The sequence below is a fragment of the Clostridium hominis genome, from assembly GCF_014287825.1.
Taxonomy (GTDB): Bacteria; Bacillota; Clostridia; order Clostridiales; family Clostridiaceae; genus Clostridium; species Clostridium hominis.
The window spans coordinates 1-23,436 of sequence record NZ_JACOOO010000030.1 but is presented as its reverse complement, the minus strand read 5'-3'; the positions used below and the strand labels follow the sequence as shown (position 1 = coordinate 23,436).

Sequence of the window (23,436 nt, the reverse complement as noted above, 5' to 3'; positions counted from 1 at the left end):
TTCTACTTCCTAAATACCTTTATATAATGGAACATACTTATTATTCTTTAATAAATACATTTCTTCTCTTTTTATATTAACGAACGCATCTTCATTTATTCCTGAAACTTTGCCCTTAATATAAGTTACAAGAAGGTCTGCAGATAAGTTTTCTCTACTTCCTGTAGCTATAAGAGTATTAATTATAAGTTCATTATCTTTAACCCAATACTTCAATTCTTTAATAAGAGGTTTAATATCAGTTTCTTTTTCACCCTTTTTAGTCTTTTTAACTATATTAAATTCTTTGTCATTAAGCATAGAATCCATAGCTTCATTTATACCTTCTTCACTATTTAACTTAACCTTTATAGTGTATCTAGCACCATCTAAAAGAGCCATCGTTTGAGGTAATCTTTTTACATTCTCTATTATTTCTATACTTTTAGCACAAATGAACTTAATTGTTGGAGGAGCAAATTCGTTTAATGTATTTACTACTTCCTCTTCATTTAATTCTTTAGTTAAAACTAAATCTAAATATTCTCCATCAGAGTAAACTCCAACAGAAAGTGGTTGTGCTATTGATAATGCCATATGAGGATTGAACCCTTTTGAATACTCTATAGGAAGACCTGATCTTCTTATTATTCTTTGTATAGTTCTCATTAGATCTAAGTGACCTATAAATTTTATATCTTCACCTTTAGTAAACTTAATTACATAACGCACCTTCGAAACACTTCCCTTCCTTAAAGTTTACATTGATTCCACAACCTGTGCAGCCTTCTCTACAGTTCTTAGTAAGCTCTGCATTTTTAGCCTTTTCATTCTCTCTCTCAAGATATTTTCTGTTTACACCTATATCTATGAAGTCCCATGGAAGTACTTCATCATAACTCTTTTCTCTATAAACATAGAAGTCAGGGTTAAAGTCGCAATCTGCCATAGCCTCATCCCAAATTTGCTTACTGAAGAATTCTGACCATCCGTCAAATTTAGCTCCTTTTTCAAAAGCCTTAATTAGAACGTCACAAGCTCTTCTGTCTCCTCTTGCAAATACTGCTTCCATAAATGAAGTCTCTTGCTCATGGTAGTTATAGTTAATGCTTCTTGAATTAATAGAATCTTTAACAGCTTTAATTCTCTCAGCAACTATTTCTGGCTTTTCCATTGGAGCCCATTGGAATGGAGTAAATGGCTTTGGAACTAAGATTGATGTACTTACTGTAATCTTTAATCCCTTACTTCTCTTTTCCTTTGGAGTAGCAAAATAAACATCAGCTATCTTTTCTGCAAGTTCTCCTATTCCTCTAGCATCTTCTGTTGTTTCATATGGAAGTCCAACCATAAAGTATAGCTTCATAGTGCTCCAACCTGATTCAAAAGCATTTTTAGCAGCTGCTAATATTCTATCTTCAGTTAACCCCTTATTTATTATGTCCCTCATTCTTTGAGATCCAGCCTCCGGAGCAAAAGTTAAACCTGTTTTTCTAACCTTTTGGATTTCTTTTATTAGATCAACATCAAAGGCATCAACTCTTATTGAAGGAAGAGCTACCCCAACTTTATTATCTTCATGCTCCGAAACAAGTTGAGTTATTAATCTTTGAATATCTGAATAATCACAAGTACTTAATGAAGCTAGTGATATTTCTTGATATCCAGTAGCCTTAACAGCTTTTCTTGCTTGCTCTAATAATGTGTTTGTAGTCTTTTCTCTAACTGGTCTATAGATCATACCTGCTTGACAAAATCTGCATCCATTAGTACATCCTCTAAATGTTTCTAGAACTATTCTATCGTGAACTATTTCAGTATAAGGAACTATCATTTCTTCTGGGAATGATACAGCATCAAAATTATTAACTACTCTTTTTTGAACTTTAGCCGGTACATCATCATATTTTGGTTTAAATTCTTTTATAGTCCCATCTTCATTGTAAGTAACATCATAAAGTGAAGGGACATAAATACCTCTAATCTTAGATATTTCTCTTAAAAATTCTTTCTTCTTACCTTTGCCTTTGTACTTCTTATATACATCAAGAACATCATTCATCATTTCTTCACCTTCACCAATTTCAAAGAAATCAACGATGTCATATAATGGTTCTGGATTGTATGCACAAGGTCCACCAGCCATAACTATTGGTTCATCTTCTCCTCTTTCAGAAGCTCTTATAGTTATTCCACTCATATCAAGCATATTTAATATATTTGTATAACTCATTTCGTATTGAAGAGTAAATCCTAATATATCAAATTTATCTAATGGATCTTTAGTTTCTAAAGTATATAGAGGAATGTTATTTTCTCTCATTAATTTTTCCATATCTGGCCATGGAGCAAAAGTTCTTTCACAATATGTATCTGATCTTTCATTTATTGTATGATAAAGAATTCTAGTTCCTAAGTGGGACATACCTACTTCATATACATCTGGGAAACAAAACGCAAATCTTATGTCAACTTCATTTGGATTCTTTATAACTTGGTTTAATTCTCCCCCAACATATCTAGCAGGTTTTTCAACTTTACATAAAATATCATCGCTTATTTTATTCATAAATACCTCCTGTATTTAGTTAAAAGTGACAAGTTAAAAGTTAAGAGTTACGGAATAAAGCCAGCTAAAGCTGACTTTAAAAAATTTACTCTTCTCTTAACTATTAACCAATTACTAACAACTTATAAATTGATCCCTATCACTATTAACTTTTAACATCTTATTGGTAACTTGCGACTTATCACCTGTCACTTGTCACTATATAACTGTTAACATTCTAGCATATCCTCTATCTAAAAGTAAACTAACTACTATCTTTCTTAGTATTAACATAATCTTCTATGGATATGTTTCCATATAATTTCAAAGCTTCAACAAGTTCATCTTCATTTAGAATATATATTAGTTTCATATCATCATTTAAAATATAAAAGCTGTTAAATCTATTCTTATCAACATAAGTTAATAACTTTACTAATCCTTGTTTGTAGTATACAGATATAGTTCTATTCTCTATAAACCCATTTTTAACAATATTATTATGCTTCTTAAAAACGTTACCCATCAATATATACATTGTTGATTTTTCTTCCGTTTTAGTTATATCAATCATTATTATTCCTATCGCAATTAAGGATATATTGAACTCCTTTAAAAAAATAGCTGCTGATATTGATATTAAAATAAAAAAAGCAGCTATTACATAGCTTATTATTGATATTATTTTTTGTGCTCTTTTATAAGTAATCTTTCTAGAAAGTATTAGTTCCATCACCCTTGCACCATCTAAAGGATATGCAGGTAATAAGTTAAAAAAAGCTAAACTAAAATTCAGCTTAAATAAAGTTTCAAAAATTTCATTGTTATTATGTTTAGATACTATCCAAGCTATTATCATTATAACAATATTAGCCATAGCTCCTGCTATATATATAATAATTTTATCTTTATCAGTAAGTTCATCCAAATCCATAAGTTCAACCTTTGCACCATAAATATGGAACTGCAAGTTATTAAACCTACTACCTTTTGATTTAGCAACTATTATATGACTAAATTCATGTATTAATATACAACAACATGACAAAATAAATGTTTTATCAATATTAACTAATATCGCTATAAGCAGAAACTCAGAAAGTAATATTTGCTTCCATCTTTTTAATTTCACATTATCAAATCCTTACTATTACTGCCCCTCCTAAGATAATCTTACTAATACGTAAAATCATCATTTACTAATTTCTCTTTTACCCAATTTATTGATTCTAAAAATTTATTTTTTAGTGAATCAATCTTTATCTCCTTAGAATTTACTTTCGCATTGGCATATGTATATTCTTGTTCCACTCCTACTTTAAATTTTGTATAACATTCTACAATATCTTGATTAGATGAGTACTTACCTCCAAAAGCAAATAAAAATAACATCATTGTTCCAACTAGTTGCATTGCTATAAGATTTGCAAAAAAACCTTCTTTTTTATGTTTTCGATTTTGTGTATAAACAGTGTTTCCCCTATATATAAGAATTCCATCATCATTAATACTTCGTTCTGAATTTACTGTACTATTCTTCTTCTTAAGATTATCATAATACTCTTTATACTGAAGATTATAATTACTCATGTCTCCTCCTAAAAAATTGCTTAATTAATTATATTTTTCTAGCTATTAAAATATAACTGCTATAATAAAGTAGAGAATAAAAATAGAACTGCTAAAAAGCAGTTCTATTACATCTAGAAGTATAATTTTCTTTTTCTCATACCAATATTTAAAACTAATCCTAATGATAATATAGTTGTTAAAAGTGAACTTCCTCCATAACTCACTAATGGAAGTGTTATACCTGTAATAGGCATTAATCCTATAGTCATTCCTATATTTTGCCATATAGCAAATAATAAATATGATGTCATTCCTATAGCAACTATATTTCCGAACATATCCTTTGAATCCCTTGCTATTGCTATCATTCTACATATCAATATTCCATAAAGACTTAATAGGAATGCTGCTCCTAACAATCCCCATTGCTCACCTATTTGAGCAAATATAAAGTCCGTTTCAACTTCTGGAACATATTGGGAAGCATACCCGCCTGCACTCTCCTTAGAGAATGAACTATTAGTTCCTAAAAATCCTCCCGATCCTATTCCAATTAATGACTGTCTTAAGTGATAACCTTCTTCAGAACTATTTGCCTCTGGATTTTGAAATGATATAATTCTCATCTTTTGGTATGGTTGAATCAACCCTGAATTCCACACAAGAACAATAGCTACTACTAATCCAGTAAGGCCTCCAATAATTATTCTTTTATCTAATCCACCTGCAAAGAACACTCCTACAACCATAAAAAATAGAACCATCGTCATTCCCATATCTGGTTGAATTACTATTAAAGCTGCTGGTATTATAGCATAAAGTGCAACAATACAAAAGTTTTTAAAATTATTTATGTTTCCATCCATATCTTCCAACTTTTTACCCATCATCATTATAGTAGCTACTTTTGCAAGTTCTGCTGGTTGGAATGATACTATACCAAGATTTATCCACCCCTGTGCTCCATTTACCGTTTTACCAATTACTAATACAAGTACTAATAAAATAACTGACCCCCAATAAAATAAAGGCGTAAAGCCCTTTATTATGCTATAATCTAAAGCCATAATAAAATATAATCCTACTAATGATACTCCAAAAAATAATGATTGTTTAATTACATATGTAGTATTATATGCATATGGCTTTGTAGCTAAATATATATTAAGTATCCCAAACAATACAATTGTTACAATTGAAAAAAGCATCCATTTATCAATTTCTTTAAACTTTTTTTTATCCATCTTAAATTGAGATAATGGTATTATCATTTAATTGACCTCCACATCCTCTAGTATTTTTTTATTATATCCTATTTCTACTTTTTTCACCATATATATTTATAGCATCGCGCTGTTTTTAATAAAAATTTAAGAAGTACCAATAATTTTTTAACTACATAAAATAAAAAGTGACAAATAGCCAATAATTACATATCGTCATTTGTCATCCTTTATAAAATATTTATCTACTTTTTAAATTCTTTATTGGTATATTAGCTACAAGTGCTGGTCCACTATTTCCTTCTTCATCCTCAGCCCTATTAAAAGATATATCAACATCTTCGCCATCTATCTCAATATATTTTGAAATTACTTCTAATATCTCTTCTCTTATCTTATCTAACATTTCTGGAGCCAATGACCCTCTATCATGTATAAGTATTAATCTTAATCTATCTTTTGCAACCTCTTTAGGAGTAACCTTGTTCGAAAACACCTTCAAAAAATTCATAAACTCTCACTCCTCCTAGCTTCTCTTAAATAACTTCTTGAAAGCTGAGAAGAACCCACTTGGCTCGTCACTTAAGTCTAATAATGGTACTTCTTCACCCATAATTCTTCTAGCAATATTTTTAAACGCTTGTCCTGATTTTGATTCTTGATCTAAAACTATCGGTTCTCCTTTATTAGTTGATACTGTAATTCCTTTATCATCAGGTACAACCCCTAAAAGCTTAACTGATAATGTCTCTATTATATCTGAAACATCAAGCATATCACCCTTTTTAGTCATCTCATAATTTAATCTATTTACTATTACTGCATGATCTTCTAGACCTTTAGCATCAAGCTTTCCTATAACCCTATCTGCATCTCTAACTGAGGTAATTTCCGGATTAACTACAACTATTGCCTTTTCAGCTCCAACAACAGAATTTTCAAATCCTTGCTCTATCCCTGCTGGAGAATCTATTATAACATAATCAAATTCTTCTTTTAAAGCATTTACTATATTAAGCATATCATGAGTACTTACATCATCTTTGTCCTTAGTTTGTGCCGTAGGTAAAAGACAAAGATTAGGATACCTTTTATCTTTGATTAAAGCTTGCTTTAATCTACATCTATTTTCAATAACATCCATTATTGTATAAACAATTCTATTTTCTAGTCCCATAAGAACATCAAGATTTCTAAGTCCAGTATCTCCATCAACAACAACAACCCTTTTTCCTAAGGCTGCTAGCGCTGTTCCTAAGTTTGCTGTAGTTGTAGTCTTTCCTACTCCACCTTTACCTGATGTAATAACTATAGAAACTCCCATTTTTATCCCTCCACATTTAATATATATATTTATTTAGTAAATATGGCTCCACCACTATGGCCCCATCTTTAATTTTTGCTACTTCTGGATAAGAAGGCTTAACACCATCATCTGGTGCTATGGTCAATATATCTGTAATTTGTAGTACCTCTGGTTCTAATGAAAAAGCTGCAATAATCGACTTATCATTTCCGCCAAATCCAGCCTTAACTTGTCCTTTTATACTACCTAAAACTATAATATTCCCACCTGCAATAACTTCGGCTCCGCTATTTATGTCACCTATTATCACAATATTTCCTGGGTAATTAATTAATTGTCCACCTCTTACAGTTTTCTTTATAAATTTTGTTTTCCCTTCATAAATTCCATTAAAAACTTTATTATCTTCCCCTTTTTTTATATTTATGTCTTCAAAAATGCAATCTCTTATATGTATTTTATCAAAAAGCTCATCTTTCAGCTTAGCTATCTCTGACTCTGTAACATTTTTAAAATTAGCTGTAAGCTTTAATATAGAATTTCTATAAAACCCCTTCCCAATAGATAGAGTATTAACTAAAGCTTCAATAACTTCATCAAAAGTAGCAAACTTCTCAATATCTATTATTGCATTTATCCCGTCTTTATTTCCTCGAACTTGTATTCTGCTATCTTTCATTGGTTACCCTCCACCAATTTGATACAAACTTTTCAAACAAATTATCTCTTAAATTATAGCATATATCTACAATTAATAATATAATGCTATTAACTATTTTTTACTTTTTTCATAAAAAATCACTTATTTTGCAGTAAAATTATACAAAATAAGTGATTCATATTAAATTTATTCTGTTATATTAGTATTGTCACTTTCATTTGTAGTTGTTTCCATACCATTTGTAGTATTATTATCTTTTGGTGCGTTTTGAACATACTTAACAAAACTGCTTGATTTGGAAGCATAAGAAGGATCTAACTTTAATAATTCCTCCTTAAAAAATGCCTCATAAATAGCTTTATGAATTGGTGCTCCATCACTACCTTTATTTCCATCATATAATGTACTAAAGATAGCTATTTCTGGATCATCCATTGGTGCAAAACTTATGTAGTTACCATACGCCTTTCTCCCTTGCTCAATGTATATTTCATCAGTAGCAAAGTCAGCTGTCCCAGTCTTACCACAAACTGCTATAGGGAATTTTCCTTCCCCAAAAGATTGATACGCCATACCATTTTCACTACTAGTATTAACTCTTCGCATACCTTCTTTAACAGCTTGTAAATATTCACTTGGTATTTCTAAATTATCTACAACCTCTGGATTAAATTCTTGGATAACTTCTCCTGTTGGCGAAGTTATCTTATCAACTAACATAACTTTATGTCTTTCTCCTCCATTAGCTAGAGTGGCTACATAGTTAGCAATTTGTAACGGAGTAAGATTGTTCATTCCTTGCCCTATAGCATCCATTACTATTTGTGCAAAAGAGGTTATTTGAGTAGTTTGTTCACTTATAATATATTCTGCTATAGCATTTGCTACAGAGTCAGCTTGATCATCTAAATCAGCTTTTTTACCTGTTTTAGACTCATAATCTGCCACTGCTTGTTTATACTTGACAGATTCCTTCATAAATGTTTTTACCTCAGGAAGCATTAAGTTGGCAACCTCAGTATAATCATTCATTTGTTCATCTGTTCCCACTTTTTCTAATATCTCTTTTATCTTATTCTTAATTGCTTCTTTAGCATTTTTAAGTTCTTCTGAGTCTTCTTCGCTCTTAGATATGTCTAATGGAATAAATATAAAATTCCCTGAAGTTGAAACTCCCTTCTGTAACGCTTCAACTAATGAATACATAGGCGTTTCAATTATTTTATTTTTCCAAGAAGTAAAATTATATGTTTGCCCAAAGCCTTCCTCTATTTCTATCCCTGTTGTAGGATTAGCTGCTTGTGGTGAATTTGGGTCAACACCTAATCCAAATCTCCAAACATATTTTGCTAAAGAATCTAAAGCTTCAACATCTCTTCCATTTTGATCCCATAGTCTATATCCTGTTTCATAATAGAAGTAGTTTGAAGATTTTTGTAAAGCCAATCTTAGGTCTGTAGGCCCATTAGCAACATGCCCAAAATTTTCAGCTCCAAATCCGTCTCTTTCCCACCATCCTGAAGTATCATTCATATACTCCGTCGTTGAAATTACCCCCTCCATTAATCCTGCTATAGAGGTTAATGGTTTAAATACAGATCCTGGAGGTATTTTACCTAAAGTAGCATAGTTAAACATAGCTCTAGGGTATATATCATAAAAATCTTCCCTTACTCCTTCTTCATTTAAAGGAAATAATTCATCTAAAGACTTTGTAGCATGAGTTTTTTGAATATGCTCCGTTCCAAACTTAGTTAAATCTGGACTGAAGTATTGCTCATATTTTTCATCGCTAAGTTCTCCAGGTATTGCAAAATCATTTGGATCATAATCTGGATAACTAGCCATGGCTAAAACTCTTCCTGTTTTCACCTCAATAGCTATTACCGCTCCTCTTGTAGCACTTGGCTGTTCTAATCTTATTTTTTCTAACGTATCTTTTAAGGCTTCTTGTGCCGCATATTGTACATCTTTATCTATTGTTAAATGAACATTATTTCCTGGATAAGATTCAAGTTCAAAAAGAGTTTCTGTATTTCTTCCTTGAGAATTTACTTTTACTGTTGTCCCACCTTTGTTCCCTTTTAACTGATCTTCAAAGGCTGACTCAATTCCAGAAGCTCCAACTAAATCTGTAGATGCATCATATCCCATAAGTTCATATACCGTTTCTTCAGGCCCAGTGATAGATGATACATATCCTAATATATGTGAAGCTAAGTTTCCGAACGGATAATATCTTACAGGTTCTAAGCTAACATCTACTCCTGGTAAATCGCTAAGCTTTTGATATATTATAAATGCAGTATCACGTTTTATATTATTAGCTATAGTAACAGCTTTATAGCCTTCATAACTTTTCATTTTTATAGCATCTCTAATAACCATATAATTTCTTATCTCTTCTAAAGAATATTTCTTTAATAATTCATCTGTTACTCTCTTTCCGTAATCAACAGACTCTTTTACATAATCCCTATTCTTTGAATTCTGATCTATTGTAGGATCTACAAAACTTTTAGCTAAGGCTTTCTTTTCTTCACTTGTATATCCTTCTGGTAGAAGCATCTCATATAAATTATAAGTATCTACTAAATAATAAAATGTATCCTCTATTGAAATACTTAAAAGAGCATCATTAATGGCATTTAACTCATCATCAGTAAAATCTCCATTATGATCTTTATATAATGTATTTTGTACTAAATCATTAAGACCTCTATCTTTCTTAAATCTTAACTCAACTAACTTTTGAGCTTCAGTATCTGAAGTTTTAAAATTATAATAAAACTTTCCACTAGAGTTTATCTTTAATAATAAATCATCTAAAAACTTTTCATTATTCTCTTTTAATATATTAAATATTTTATTCATAGAAGAATAAAATGCCTTATCAGCTTCATCAGTTTGCATATATGTTAATACATAGTTTTGCTTGTTTGTAGCTAGTACATTACCATCATCATCATAAATAATACCTCTTGGTGCCTTTTCTGAAATAAATCTAGTAGATCCCGTATCAGCTTTTTCTTTATAATCCTGATGTTTATATACTTGAAGGTATAGTAGTTTACCAATTATAACACTAAAAATAATAGCCATAATTACATAAAATACGGTATATGGCGACCCCTTTTTTTTCTTATTCGGTTTATTTACTATCATCTAAACCTCCACTCATCTTTCTTCCAATACTTTTTAGAAGTAGTTAAAACAAATTTATACCCAATAACCATTACTATAGTATTTAATAGCGCACTCATTACTGCCATATTAAGATTTATCTTTTTCCCAAAAGGTATAAATAATATAGCTATCATTACTATTTTCAGCATTGATAAAATAAGACATGATATAACAGGAATTATTCTATTGTTTTTAAATATCCCTTCACCAATCTTAGCCGCTAAAAGACATAAAAGAAAATTAACCAATAGATTTATTCCAAACCCATTAATAAAAAACAAATCTTGTAGTAGGCCACTAACAATTCCAATAAACATAGCATCTTCTTTTCCATTTACTATAGAAAAAGCTATAGCGAATACAAATAATATACTAGGATATCCTTGCATTATACTGTAACTTGGAAGTATAGTATTTTCTAATATTAACAAAAACAGTGATATAGCTATTATAATTATTCTCTTCATAAGCTACCTCTTAATCATACTTAACATTTATTTTATCCTTTGGAACTACTACGAATAATTCCTCTAATTTATTAAAATCAACATATGGTTTAACCATAGCATTTTTCATAACCATTACACTGTCTGTCTCTACAGAAACAACTTCCCCAATTCTTATTTCTTTTGGATATATCATTCCTAAGCCTGATGTTAATATAACATCACCTTCTTTTATTTCTGAATCTATAGGTAAGTTATAAACCTTAACAATATCTTCATTTTTATTTTCTTTATATCCTCTTAAAATTCCTGTAGTTTCCCTAGTGCTATCAACCATTACAGAAACAGCCATATTTTCATTTAATATAGTTTCAACCACAGAATAATTGCTCTCTGCTTGGGTTACCTTGCCTACAAGACCTTGATAATTTATTATTATCATATCCTTTTCAATACCATCATTAGTTCCCTTATCAACTATGTACCCTCGTGATACAGTTCCCCCACTGTATCCAATTATGTTAACTCCAACATAATCATAATTATTCTTACTATCTTTTAATTTTAATACTTCTCTTAATCTTTCATTTTCATCTTTTAATGCACTATATTCTACTATTTGATTTTCTAATTCTGAATTTTTCACCTTAAGCTCTTCATTTTCTTGCTTAACTTTTGAAAAATTCGCAAAAAAATCTACAGAGCTTTTTATTTTATCATTTACTTTATAAACAATTTTTTGTAAAGGGCTAACCACCGACCCTATGCCACTAGATACGCTATTAGATCCATTTTTAACTGAAAAAATAATTATGCCTAAAAATGCAACTGACAGTACTATAATAGTTACTGCCAGTTTGTTTTTAAAAGGTTTCATTATTGACCTCTTTGAGTTTTGCTTAATTCATCGAAGTTATCTAGTGCTTTTCCTGCTCCTAAAACAACACAATCAAGTGGTGATTCAGCAATGTGTACAGGCATGTTTGTTTCGTGGTTTATTAATTGGTCTAACCCTTTTAAAAGAGCTCCTCCACCAGCTAGCATTATTCCTTTTTCCATTATATCCGCTGCTAATTCAGGTGGTGTTTTTTCTAATGTAGTTTTTATAGACTCAATTATTGAGTATACAGGTTCTCTTAATGCATCTCTTACTTGATCTTCAGAAATAGTAACAATCTTAGGTAAACCTGTTATCATATCTCTACCTTTAATATCCATTGTAGCTTCTTCTTCTTCAATCTTATATGCTGAACCTAATTCCATTTTTATTTGTTCTGCTGTTCTTTCACCAATCATTAAGTTAAATTCTTTTTTAACGTAAGCTATTATAGATTGATCTAACTCATCTCCAGCAACTCTTAAAGATTTACTTACAACAATACCACCTAAAGATATAATAGCAACTTCAGTAGTACCTCCACCGATATCAACTATCATACTTCCTGTAGGTTCTCCAACCGGAAGGCCTGCTCCTATAGCTGCTGCCATTGGTTCTTCCATAAGAACAACATCTCTCGCTCCAGCAAATTTAGCTGCTTCTTCAATAGCTCTTCTTTCAACTTCTGTTACACCTGATGGGTAACATACTATTATTCTTGGGCTTGTGAAAGCACTTTTGCTTGAAACTTTTTCTATAAGTTTCTTAAGCATTGTTTGAGCAACTTCGAAATCTGCTATAACACCATCTTTTAATGGTCTAATTGCAACTATATTCCCTGGTGTTCTACCTATCATTAACTTTGCTTCAGCACCAACTGCTAAAGGTCTTTTTGTATCGCTATTTATTGCAACAACTGAAGGTTCGCTTAATACCACACCTTTTCCTTTTACGAAAACTAATGTATTAGCTGTTCCTAAGTCTATACCCATGTCTTTATTACTAGTGAAAAATCCCATGTGAATTCCCCTTTCAATCTATATAATTCCTTTTTCTTTTAAGCTTATATAATTATTATTTCCAATAATAATGTGATCTAACAGTTTAATTCCCATTAAATCACCACACTGTTTTATTCTTAACGTAATATTTATGTCTTCCTTACTTGGCGTTGAATCTCCCGAAGGATGATTATGACAAATAATAATATTAGCACTTCCTCTTTGAACTGCTTCTCTAAATATCTCTCTTGGATGTACTATTGATGTATTTAAACTTCCTTTAAATATATCTTTAACTCCAATGACAGTATTTTTTGTATTTAGAAGTATCAATTTTAATACTTCTTGATTCAAGTTGTTCATCTCATTTATTAATAGCTCAGAAACATCTTTAGGACAAGATACCTTAAAATCATTACTTTGGGATCTTAAAGTTCTAAACCTTTTAAACAATTCCATCATAGCTACTATTTGACAAGCTTTTACATCTTTTATACCTTTTAATTTTTTTATTTCTTCTAGGTTAATATGTAATAGACCATCTAAGCCCCCAACGTCAGATAATAACCGCGTACTAAGGGAAATTATATTTTCGCCTCTAGTTCCACTTCTTAATAATACAGCTAATAATTCAGCATTCGTTAAATCATCTGCACCGTATTTTAAAAGTCTCTCCATGGGCCTTTCATTTTTAGGTATATCATTTATTTTGATATTATTTTGCATAATATTCTCCTTTAATGAATAATACCCGTCCCCCTATTATATAATTTCCTTCATTATTTTATTAAGCAGATTTAATGGTAAGCCTACTACATTGTAATAACACCCATTAATCTTCTCAACAAAAAGAGCTCCTAATCCTTGTATTCCATAAGCTCCAGCCTTATCTAAAGGCTCTTTTGAATTTATGTAATTAACTATTTCTTCATGAGTTAACTCACTGAATTTTACTTCTGTGAATATAGTCTCATTTTTCATAACGTCATTAGCAGTATTTATTACAGCTATCCCTGAATAAACTCTATGAACTTTATTACTAAGTAGTTTTAGCATATTATAAGCATCATTTTCATTTTGGGGCTTTCCTAAAATTTTCCCATCTATCACAACAATAGTATCTGCTGCAATTATAATTGAATCCTTATTAGCCTTTGAAGCTACATTTTGTGCCTTGCCTTTAGCTAAAGTTTTAACATATTCTTCAACATCACCATTAAAATTTATGCTATCTTCATCAAAATCACTTACTACAACTTCGAAATTTTCTACAATTTTTGTAAGTAATTCTTGTCTTCTTGGTGAGGCTGATGCTAAGATATAATGCATATTATCACATCCTACAGAGTTTATTTTTATTCTTCCCAAATTTAGGCTTGTCTTACTCATTATTTAAAAAATTTCTATTTTTTAAAATAAAAAGAGAAAAATGCTATATACAACCCTATTTTTCTAATATAGTTTATCACTTAATAGGAGTTCTAACAAGCATTTTCCTCGTTTTATGCAAATTTTTATAAATTTTTAAGAATTTTTCCTCATACAATTCATTTACTTAAAACTTGATAATATATCATATAAATAATCCATTTCTGATGGTACTTTTTCCTTTGTTAATTCTTCTGGTAACTCTTTAATATAAGTTTTAAAATTTTGTAAAACTTCAATGTTTTCTCCTGAAGATATATCGTCCAAAGTATTCATCCATTCTTTAAACTCTGAAGTATTAACATGATCTACTCCATCATCAAATGTAGTAGTTAATATTTTTAAATATCCATCACAAATTGCTGATACTTGTGCTTCTACTGGATCATTTTCATTCAATGTAAAAGTAATTTTTACACTTTCTACACCTTTTGTTCCTAAATCTTGCATTACAGAATCAACATTTTCACTAGTGTAGATACCAGTAAGAACTCTAAATTTATCAGCTTCTTCTGCTATAAATGTTCTTCCATTTGACGATATTTTGGCATAAGTTTGTTCGGCATTATCTTTTTTAGAAAAATATCCACATTGAAGAAAGTAATATTCACTAGTTTGTTCACCTTCTGAAACTGGAGCTTCTCCCTGTTGATCTTGTCCATTTTCTTCTGCAACTCCTTGGGTTCCATCGGTTATTTCAGTACCAACCTGTGCCGAGTCATTAAGCGGCAACACCTTCCATATAAGCAATCCTACGCCTAAGCCAATCATACCTGCTGCAACTATTCCAACTAATAATGATGCTAAAAACTTAAAAACAGCATTGTTTTTTCTTCTTTTATAATTATATTTCGTATACTTCATTTTCCTCCCTTTAACCCTCCTTACTAAGACTAGTTATATTGTTTGCTTAAGTTAGTTATATTAATATATATTCTTTTATTTGAGTTAATATACATTATGTAATAAATTTTACTATTAAAAATAAAAAAGCACCTAAAGATTCTTTAAATTTAGATCATCTTTAGGTAGCTTTTTATTTTAAATATTTAAATTATTCATCCAAGAAAATCTGACTTTTCCCTTTGTACTATCAACTTTTCCACATCACCAAAACTGATTTTCATCCTAGTGTTATCGAATCTTTCATCTATTGCTTAATAAACTATTTTATTTCTGCTAATACCTTTAATAAGTAATCCCAAGTATTTTTTACAGAAGTTATACTCATATGCTCTTGCGGTGTATGAACATCATAAAGATTTGGACCAAAGCTTATCATATCTAAGTTCCCAAGCTTTTCATTAAATAAACCACATTCAACTCCAGCATGTATAGCAACTATTTTTGCTTCTTTCCCTGTCATATCTTTATATACCTTTTGGCATATTTCTCTCATCTTTGAATTAGGATCATATTCCCAACCTGGATAATCAGATTTACTACTAAACTCTGCTCCAAGTATCTCTGTTATTGTCTTTATTCTTAATTCTATTTCTTTCTTTAATGACGGAACTGAACTTCTTACCGCTGAGTCAAATTCTACATAATCTTCGCCAGTACTTAATACCCCTAAATTAGTTGAACTTTCAACTAATCCATCAATTTCTGTACTTCTTGTATTTACTCCATTAGGATACAAGTATAGTAAGTTAATAACCTTTTCTGTTGTTGCCTTATTAAATTCTTTTGTTTCATTTACCGTAGAGTTATTAACTGATATCTTTAATTCTGGGTCTTGTGATTTAAGTTCATTAGTGAATACTGCAGTAAGGTCATTAACAATTGTAGTTACTTTATTTACATTAGAAGCATCTACTGAAATTATGGCTTCTGCTTCTCTTGGAATAGCATTATTCTTAGATCCACCATTTATCTTAACTATGTTAAATTCTACTTCTTCACTTAATGCTTTTAATATTCTACCTAAAATTTTATTAGAATTTCCTCTTTCTTTAATTATATCCATTCCAGAATGGCCACCCTTAAGTCCACTTATGTTAATTGCCACATCATTTTTATTAGTTTTATCTTGCCACTCTATTTTAACTGCTGAATTAGTTCTCACTCCACCAGCACAGCTTACTAACAATTCACCTTCTTCTTCATTATCAAGATTTATCAATAATTTTCCATCAAGATTATCTTTACAAATTGCCATAGCTCCTGACATACCAGTCTCTTCATCAGTAGTTATTAAAATTTCTAATGCTGGGTGTGGTATATTATTGTCAGCAAGCAATGCCATTCCATAAGCAACAGCTATTCCATTATCTGCCCCTAATGTTGTATCAGTAGCATATATATAATCATCAACTATTCTTAACTTTAATGGATCTTTTTCAAAGTCATGATCTGTTCCATTATTCTTTTCACAAACCATATCCATATGCCCTTGAATAATTACTGTAGGTGCATTTTCATATCCTTTTGATGCTGGCTTCTTTATTATTATATTTAATGCTTCATCTTGAATTGTTTCAAGTCCAAGCTCTTTCCCGAATTTTAATAAATAATCACTTATAGCTTTCTCGTTTCCTGATCCTCTTGGTATATCAGATATTTTTTCAAAGAAATCAAAAACTAATTTAGGTTCTAAATTTTGTAAAACTTTCATAATTATTACTCCTTTTCTGTTAAACTATGTTAGAATTATTATATAAGGAAAAGTATATCACACTATATATAATACTTAAATTATTTATACTTCATTTTCTTATTTTACTAAATGTGAGGTGTTTTTATGCAAAAGACTAAGATGATTTTTACAATCGGACCTGCTAGTGACAACGAGGAAATTCTAAGAAAGTTTATTCAAATCGGAATGAGTGTAGCTAGACTTAATTTTTCACACGGAACTCATGAAACACACAAACAAAAGATTGATTTAATAAAAAAAATCAGAAAAGAACTAAATTCTCCAACTTCAATTATGTTAGATATCAAAGGCCCAAAAATTAGAACTCATAATTTTATAAACGATGAAGCTTTATTGGTTGATGGACAATCATTTACGTTTATTTGTAATGATGAAATATTAGGCGATAATGAAAGATGCTCTATTTCTTATGGTGATTTATATAAAGATGTATCTATTGGTGGAAGCATATTAGTAGATGATGGCCTATTAAAATTTAGAGTTGATGATGTTAAAGGTACACATATTATTTGTACAGTTCTAGTTGGTGGAACTATAAAAAACCATAAAGGTGTTAATGTTCCAAATATAGATATTAAGCTCCCTTCTATAACTGATAAAGATAAAGAAGATCTTATTTTCGGTTGTGAGATGGAAGTGGATTTTGTTGCTGCTTCTTTCGTAAGAAAAGCTTCTGATATAGTTGAAGTTCGTAATATATTAAATGCACATGGTGGGGAGCATATTCAAATTATAGGTAAGATAGAAAGCCAAGAAGGTGTAAATAACATTGATGAAATTTTAAAAGAAGCTGATGGAATTATGGTGGCTAGAGGAGATATGGGAGTTGAAATTCCTATTGAAAGAGTTCCTATAATTCAAAAAAATATTATAAAAAAATGTAATGAAGCTGGAAAAGTAGTAATCACAGCAACACAAATGCTCGACTCTATGATTAGAAACTCTCTTCCAACTAGAGCTGAAGCTTGTGATATATGCAATGCTATTTTTGATGGAACAGATGCAATAATGCTTAGTGGTGAAAGTGCTAGTGGTGCATTTCCAATAGAGGCAGCCACAACAATGGCTACTATAGCACAAGAAACTGAAAAGCATATAGATTATGTATATTTAAATCAAAGATTAAGAGAGCCAGCTATGGGAGATTTTGCTGAAGCAATAAGCTATTCTGCTTGCAGAACTTCCAACGTATTAAATGCTAAAGCTATAGTTGCTGCTACAACATCAGGTTCAACTGCTAGACTTATATCAAAATATAGACCTAAATGCCCTATAATAGCTATAACCCCTAATGAGTATGTATTAAGAAAGTTAAGCTTAACCTTCGGAATAATTCCCCTATTATGTAAACAGTTCGAAACAACTGATGAAATAATTTCTGAATCTAAAAAAGTTGCTAAAAAACTTTCATGTGCAAATGATGGAGATGATATATTAATAGCTGCAGGATTCCCTACAACTCATAGAGGTGGAACTAATATGCTAAAAATAGAAAAGATATAAAAAAACTGCCTCGCGGCAGTTTTTTTCAGTTAAAAGTTAATTATCAAAAAGTCCTTTAAAAAGATCTCCTAAAGTTACTTCTTCGTCTAAATCATTATATTGTAAATATTCTGTAGATCTTTCAACAGCTTCTTTTATACTTAATGAGATTCTTCTATCATTTTTATTTACATCAAGAACTTTAACTTTAACTTTTTGACCTACAGTTAATACATCTGAAGATTTTGCAATATTTTCATCTGTAATTTCATTAATATGAACTAGACCTTCAATACCACTATAGATTTCTACAAAAGCACCAAAGCTAACTAGCTTAGCAACAGTTCCCTCTATAATTTCACCAACTTTTATATCATCTCCATGGACTTTCCATGGTTCTTGATTAACGTCTTTTAATATTAAGGAAACTCTCTCATTTTCAGAATCTATATTTCCAACAAATACAGTTACCTTATCTCCAACATTAACTACATCTTCTACTCTTTTAACTCTTTCCCAAGCTAAATCATTCATGTGAACTAATCCTGTTATTCCACCGATATCAACAATAGCTCCGAACTTTAATATCTTCTTAACAGTACCTTCTCTTTTTTCCCCTTCTTTAATAGTACTCCAAAGAGCCTTCTTTTCATTATTATATTGTTCTTCTTCGATTACTCTTCTAGAAGCAACAACCTTTCTATTTCTCATATCTAGTTCTATTAATTTAACTTCAAGTTCTTTTCCAATGAAGTTTTTAAAGTCAACTCTTTCTCTTGAAAGCTGTGAACCTGGAATAAATACTCTCATTGATCCGTAATAAGCTACTACTCCACCCTTTACTTCTTCCTTAACTATAACATTTATAGTATTTCCACTTTCAAAAGCTTTTTTTAAGTCTTCTTTTTCAGTTACTTGAAGAGCTCTAATTCTTGATAATTGAACATATCCTTCACCATCATTTGGAGAAATAACATATACGTCAATTGAATCTCCATTTTGTACAACTTCTAAAGGCGATTTGTCGTCATTAGTTAATTCTTCTCTTGAAATAACTCCATCAAAAGCATAGTTTATGTTAACTGCTACCTCTTTATCGTTTACATCTATAACTTTACCTTTTAATATATCCCCTGATTTAATTCTCTTAACGTCGAAGTCTTTTAATAAGTCCTTCATTGAATCTTCTCTTAATTCTTCTGACATCTTCTACACTCCTTTAAATTACATTATAATAATTATTTTAAGCTAATATGGTATTTTATACAATACTTACTTATAGTGAGATTCTAAATTTCAATTTAGTTAATCGTGCTTAACTGAAAATCTAAATTTTAGATTTAGTAATTTGAAGTTACGCTGTAAGTGTACATCTATGAATGTATATGGGTAGTATGTTTCCTATCTTTGCAAATAAATCTTCAATTAAATTTTTATATAAAAAAAGTGCCCACAGGCACTTTTTAAACTCTAATTCTTAACTATTAATTTTTAACTCTTAACTATTCTTAAACTATGCTTTTTTCTTTACGTATAATATTATAGCAGTAGTTAATTATATCACTACGCTTAATTATTCCAATAAATATTCCATTATCATCAATTACTGGAACAAAATTCTGAGTTGTTGCTAAATTTATTATACTTTCAACATCTGCATTTATTGAAACTGATTTATGTTTCTTTCTTCTTGGTATTTCGTTTATTTTTATGGTGCCTGTATTTTTAAAATTTAAATCTGGTGTACTCTTTAATTTTCTAAGCAAGTCACCTTCTGTTAAAGTTCCAACATATTTTCCACTTCTATCTATCAAAGGTATTGCCGTATATCCATGATGGTCCATACGCTCCATAACTTGTCTCATCGTCACATCTAAATATTCATATATTACTTCATTCTTCGGTGTTAAAAGAAATGCAATATTCATATATAATCTTCCATCCCCTTAAAGGTTAAATTTTATCACAACTTCATTTTACCACATATCTTGTCCTATTTGTTGTTCTTTAGATATATTTAATAAATTCTTAATTAATGTTTATCTTTCAATCTATTTTCATATCTAGAGTACTCTATTTCATCAATAAATGATAAAACCTCTTGATATATTATTTTCCCATCTAGACTACGTTTAACTATTAATTCATTTAATATTTTATTATTACATTTATTGCATATACCAATGCTTACGAACCTCCATCCCATTAATTTAAATGGATATTCACACTCTATTTTTTTATTACATCTAGGACATAATTGTTTTACCTTATCATAATCAATTTCGTGAGTGCTTAAAGCATCTACCTCTAAAGCTGGCATTTCATATATGTTGTTAACTATATATTTTTTTATAGCCCTTGTGTTATATAAATGCTTAAATACGTTAAATTCATAAACTGCATCGTTTAAAGCATCATGTAACTTATCACCCTCAAATTTTATTTTTAAATACTTTAAAGCATTGCTTAGACTTAATGATTTTTTAAACCCTAAAATTTTTGTAGTGTATTCTTGTAAATCTAAATATTGGTCAATCCATGATATATCTCTATAATTATAATGATTTGCATTTCTAATTATTTCAACTATATCATCCTTTGCCCAAGAGCATATTATATCCCCTTCATCTACCATTTCCTTTAACTTTTCAATACCTTCTATAAATGATAATCCATTTTTTAAGTTTTCCTCTTTTATTCCCGTGATATCTAAAATATTAGGATTTAATACTGGTATAACTGATGGTTTTATATATACCTTCATTCTATCAATAGGTTGCATATATTTATCAACCTTTATAGCCCCAATTTCTATTATTTCGTTCACTAAATCTAATTCTTTTAAATTTGGAATTTTATTATATATGTCAGGAAAACACTTATGTATTCCGCTTAAATTATTAAATTCCAAATCGATTATGATAAAAGCCAAACCTTCCCCCCCTAACTTATCTCAATACCCGCTAACTTCATCAAGTGTTTTGCATTATGAGTTTTACTTATTCCATTTCTCAATTTATAGTCAAACTTTATCTTATTATCTTCATAATACTCCTGAAAATTAAAGTTAATTAACCATTTTCTTGTATCTTCTAATTCACATAATTCTAAATCATGAGTTGAAACTAATCCAACAGCTCCACTTTTAACTAACTGATCTATCAAAATCTTAGCTCCATCATGTCTATCACTTGAGTTAGTCCCTTTAAATATTTCATCTAATAGGAAAAATACATCTTCTCCTCTTTTCCCTGCATCAATTAATAATTTAACTCTTAATATTTCTGCATAAAAAGATGATATACTTTCCTCTAAATTATCTTCAGTTCTCATACAAGTGTATATATTATAAATTCCACATTTAAAATTCTCACTAAATGTAGGTAATCCTAAATATGATAAAACCATATTAAATCCAATAGTTCTTAAAAATGTACTCTTACCTGACATATTAGATCCTGTAATTAATGCAACTCTTTTTTCATTATTTAAACTAAAATTATTTACTACTGCCTTTTTACCTAACATTGGGTGCCCTACTGATTTTGCTACTATTACTTTTTCAGCAGATATTGTAGGATAAGTCCATTCTGGATTTTCAAATGCCAAGTTAGATAAACTAACTAATGCCTCTACTTCTCCCATTATATTTAACCAATTTTCAAGCTGTTTCCCATTTTTCTCTTTCCACTCTTCTAAATTGTTTAAAATGAATATATCTGAAAGAAATAACACATTTATTATTAAATAATATGCATTACTTACACTATCTCCCATCCAACTTATCATATTTTTAAGCTTTTTCATTTCCTTTTTACAATCTAAATCATTACTTTGCAGTTGTCTCTTTAATTCTCTAAGCTTATAGCTTTTAAATTGTTCATCTTGTATAAGAGATAACAAATTACTATATTGATTTACTTTAGATTTATTTCTTATGAACATATTAATTACATGACTTAAATTTCTTGTTAGTAATTTTACTACTAAGTAATTTATTGCAAAGACCAATAGCAAATACGTAGCAGGCATTTTATTAGTTATTGCAAGAATTATAAAAATAGTAGTACTTGCTATAAATATATAAGGAATATACTTTATAGTTAATCTACTTGCTTTTTCTTCCTTTGCCCAGTTTAATAACTCTTCAATATTACTATTTTTGTTCTTTTTCAATTCATAAGAATCTACAAATAATTTAGTTGCAAACTCTCTCTTTTGACTTAACTCTTGTACAGCTTGTTGTTCCTTCTCTATAATAAGTCTATTTAAACTATAATTCATATTAAGCTTATCTGCTAAAGCTTTTCTACCAAATAAAGTATTGGTAGTATTTATCCATTGAAATAAAGAGTTTTTCCCAAATACATCTAAATCTTTAGAAAATCTGTGCTCTTTGTTTATATATTCTTCCCCCAAGTCCTCAAACGATTTCCATTCTCCATTTATTCTTTTTAATCCATTTTCATTATATTCTAAAAGAATAGTTAACTTTTTCTTTTCATTTAACTTATTATTATGAAAAAATGCTATAACTAAAAATACAAGTAATGATACTAAGAATGATCCAACCATTCCTATTATATTATTACTTTTATATAAGAAATATAATGAACCTATACAAATTACTACTATAGCCAATCTAAGTGATGAATATATTACTAATGTCTTTTCTAGTTTATCTAAAATCTCTTTATTTTCTTCAATTTTACTTTTATAAAAATCATATGGATTTGACATTTTTACTACCTCTCTTAATTCTCTATACTATAATTTTAGACTAAATTTCCTTTTTAATCCACAAAAAAATAAAGTGGACTCCACTTTATTTTTTCTACTCTGAATAAATTACTCTTATCTTTAAAATTATTGTCATCTTGGAAGTTTATAATAGTAATAAATAATAATATAGCTACCATAACAATTATTAATATTTTTTTCATAAAACATTTCTCCATTTTTACTATATTATTCTTTATTATTTCCAATTTTATAAAGAAATATAATTATGATTTATACATTTTTCCTTCAAATATGATCGCTCTCTATTTTGACAAGTAAAAATTAA

22 protein-coding genes are annotated in these 23,436 nt (G+C 29.5%); 1 reads left to right on the top strand and 21 read right to left on the bottom strand.

The genetic code is table 11. From position 1 onward, the window contains the following. Nucleotides 1-9: 9 nt before the first annotated feature. The 16 genes from H8S20_RS13100 to H8S20_RS13025 form a co-directional block, all read right to left on the bottom strand. Nucleotides 10-711 carry a TIGR03936 family radical SAM-associated protein gene (locus tag H8S20_RS13100; RefSeq protein WP_186860412.1) on the bottom strand — a complete coding sequence of 234 codons (702 nt, stop codon included), beginning with the start codon at nt 709-711 and terminating at the stop codon, nt 10-12. Continuing rightward, the gene (locus H8S20_RS13095; protein WP_186860411.1) at nt 695-2,548 is read right to left on the bottom strand and encodes a TIGR03960 family B12-binding radical SAM protein; all 1,854 of its coding nucleotides are present in this window, start codon (nt 2,546-2,548) and stop codon (nt 695-697) included. The genes H8S20_RS13100 and H8S20_RS13095 overlap by 17 nt, the downstream gene beginning before the upstream one ends. Before the next feature lie 244 nt (nt 2,549-2,792). Next, nucleotides 2,793-3,659: a site-2 protease family protein gene (locus H8S20_RS13090; protein ID WP_032117311.1), complete on the bottom strand. Its 867-nt coding sequence runs from the start codon at nt 3,657-3,659 to the stop codon at nt 2,793-2,795. Nucleotides 3,660-3,703: 44 nt separating this feature from the next. Continuing rightward, nucleotides 3,704-4,117, bottom strand: coding sequence for a hypothetical protein (locus H8S20_RS13085; protein WP_186860410.1), 414 nt, complete (start codon nt 4,115-4,117; stop codon nt 3,704-3,706). A gap of 113 nt (nt 4,118-4,230) precedes the next feature. Continuing rightward, on the bottom strand, nt 4,231-5,370 hold the full coding sequence (gene rodA / locus H8S20_RS13080; protein WP_032117309.1) for a rod shape-determining protein RodA: 1,140 nt from the start codon (nt 5,368-5,370) through the stop codon (nt 4,231-4,233). 193 nt (nt 5,371-5,563) lie between these two features. Beyond that, nucleotides 5,564-5,833 (bottom strand): cell division topological specificity factor MinE, encoded by a 270-nt coding sequence (minE, locus tag H8S20_RS13075; RefSeq protein ID WP_186860409.1) that lies wholly within the window; start codon nt 5,831-5,833, stop codon nt 5,564-5,566. A 15-nt stretch (nt 5,834-5,848) separates the two neighbouring features. Next, on the bottom strand, nt 5,849-6,646 hold the full coding sequence (gene minD / locus H8S20_RS13070) for a septum site-determining protein MinD (protein ID WP_186860408.1): 798 nt from the start codon (nt 6,644-6,646) through the stop codon (nt 5,849-5,851). A gap of 16 nt (nt 6,647-6,662) precedes the next feature. Further along, entirely contained in the window at nt 6,663-7,307 is a 645-nt protein-coding gene (gene minC / locus H8S20_RS13065; protein ID WP_186860407.1) for a septum site-determining protein MinC, read from the bottom strand. Nucleotides 7,308-7,475: 168 nt separating this feature from the next. Next, nucleotides 7,476-10,454, bottom strand: coding sequence for a penicillin-binding transpeptidase domain-containing protein (locus H8S20_RS13060; RefSeq protein WP_186860406.1), 2,979 nt, complete (start codon nt 10,452-10,454; stop codon nt 7,476-7,478). After that, entirely contained in the window at nt 10,451-10,942 is a 492-nt protein-coding gene (gene mreD, locus H8S20_RS13055; protein WP_032117304.1) for a rod shape-determining protein MreD, read from the bottom strand. The genes H8S20_RS13060 and mreD overlap by 4 nt, the downstream gene beginning before the upstream one ends. A gap of 10 nt (nt 10,943-10,952) precedes the next feature. Next, nucleotides 10,953-11,798: a rod shape-determining protein MreC gene (gene mreC, locus H8S20_RS13050; RefSeq protein ID WP_032117303.1), complete on the bottom strand. Its 846-nt coding sequence runs from the start codon at nt 11,796-11,798 to the stop codon at nt 10,953-10,955. Next, nucleotides 11,798-12,817, bottom strand: a complete 1,020-nt coding sequence (locus tag H8S20_RS13045; RefSeq protein ID WP_032117302.1) for a rod shape-determining protein — start codon at nt 12,815-12,817, stop codon at nt 11,798-11,800. The genes mreC and H8S20_RS13045 overlap by 1 nt, the downstream gene beginning before the upstream one ends. An 18-nt stretch (nt 12,818-12,835) precedes the next feature. After that, the gene (gene radC, locus H8S20_RS13040) at nt 12,836-13,525 is read right to left on the bottom strand and encodes a RadC family protein (protein ID WP_186860405.1); all 690 of its coding nucleotides are present in this window, start codon (nt 13,523-13,525) and stop codon (nt 12,836-12,838) included. A gap of 36 nt (nt 13,526-13,561) precedes the next feature. After that, nucleotides 13,562-14,128, bottom strand: a complete 567-nt coding sequence (locus H8S20_RS13035; RefSeq protein ID WP_186860432.1) for a Maf-like protein — start codon at nt 14,126-14,128, stop codon at nt 13,562-13,564. A 222-nt stretch (nt 14,129-14,350) separates the two neighbouring features. Beyond that, complete coding sequence (locus H8S20_RS13030; protein ID WP_186860404.1) at nt 14,351-15,091, bottom strand: SPOR domain-containing protein; 741 nt, start codon at nt 15,089-15,091, stop codon at nt 14,351-14,353. Between the two features lie 301 nt (nt 15,092-15,392). Further along, nucleotides 15,393-16,844, bottom strand: a complete 1,452-nt coding sequence (locus H8S20_RS13025; RefSeq protein ID WP_032117298.1) for an aminoacyl-histidine dipeptidase — start codon at nt 16,842-16,844, stop codon at nt 15,393-15,395. A gap of 126 nt (nt 16,845-16,970) precedes the next feature. Here H8S20_RS13025 and pyk point away from each other — a divergent pair, with 126 nt between their 5' ends. Next, the gene (pyk, locus tag H8S20_RS13020; RefSeq protein WP_032117297.1) at nt 16,971-18,389 is read left to right on the top strand and encodes a pyruvate kinase; all 1,419 of its coding nucleotides are present in this window, start codon (nt 16,971-16,973) and stop codon (nt 18,387-18,389) included. A 36-nt stretch (nt 18,390-18,425) separates the two neighbouring features. Here pyk and rpsA read toward each other — a convergent pair whose 3' ends face one another. The 5 genes from rpsA to H8S20_RS12995 all read right to left on the bottom strand — a co-directional run bounded on the left by rpsA (nt 18,426) and on the right by H8S20_RS12995 (nt 23,311). Continuing rightward, nucleotides 18,426-19,574, bottom strand: a complete 1,149-nt coding sequence (gene rpsA / locus H8S20_RS13015; RefSeq protein WP_186860403.1) for a 30S ribosomal protein S1 — start codon at nt 19,572-19,574, stop codon at nt 18,426-18,428. A 302-nt stretch (nt 19,575-19,876) separates the two neighbouring features. Beyond that, a complete protein-coding gene (locus H8S20_RS13010; RefSeq protein WP_186860402.1) occupies nt 19,877-20,296 on the bottom strand; it encodes a CBS domain-containing protein in 420 nt (139 codons plus the stop codon). A gap of 104 nt (nt 20,297-20,400) precedes the next feature. Beyond that, the gene (locus H8S20_RS13005; protein ID WP_032117294.1) at nt 20,401-21,300 is read right to left on the bottom strand and encodes a 3'-5' exonuclease; all 900 of its coding nucleotides are present in this window, start codon (nt 21,298-21,300) and stop codon (nt 20,401-20,403) included. Nucleotides 21,301-21,311: 11 nt separating this feature from the next. Further along, complete coding sequence (locus H8S20_RS13000; RefSeq protein WP_186860401.1) at nt 21,312-23,108, bottom strand: MutS-related protein; 1,797 nt, start codon at nt 23,106-23,108, stop codon at nt 21,312-21,314. Between the two features lie 53 nt (nt 23,109-23,161). Next, nucleotides 23,162-23,311 carry a hypothetical protein gene (locus H8S20_RS12995; RefSeq protein ID WP_186860400.1) on the bottom strand — a complete coding sequence of 50 codons (150 nt, stop codon included), beginning with the start codon at nt 23,309-23,311 and terminating at the stop codon, nt 23,162-23,164. Nucleotides 23,312-23,436: the final 125 nt, after the last annotated feature.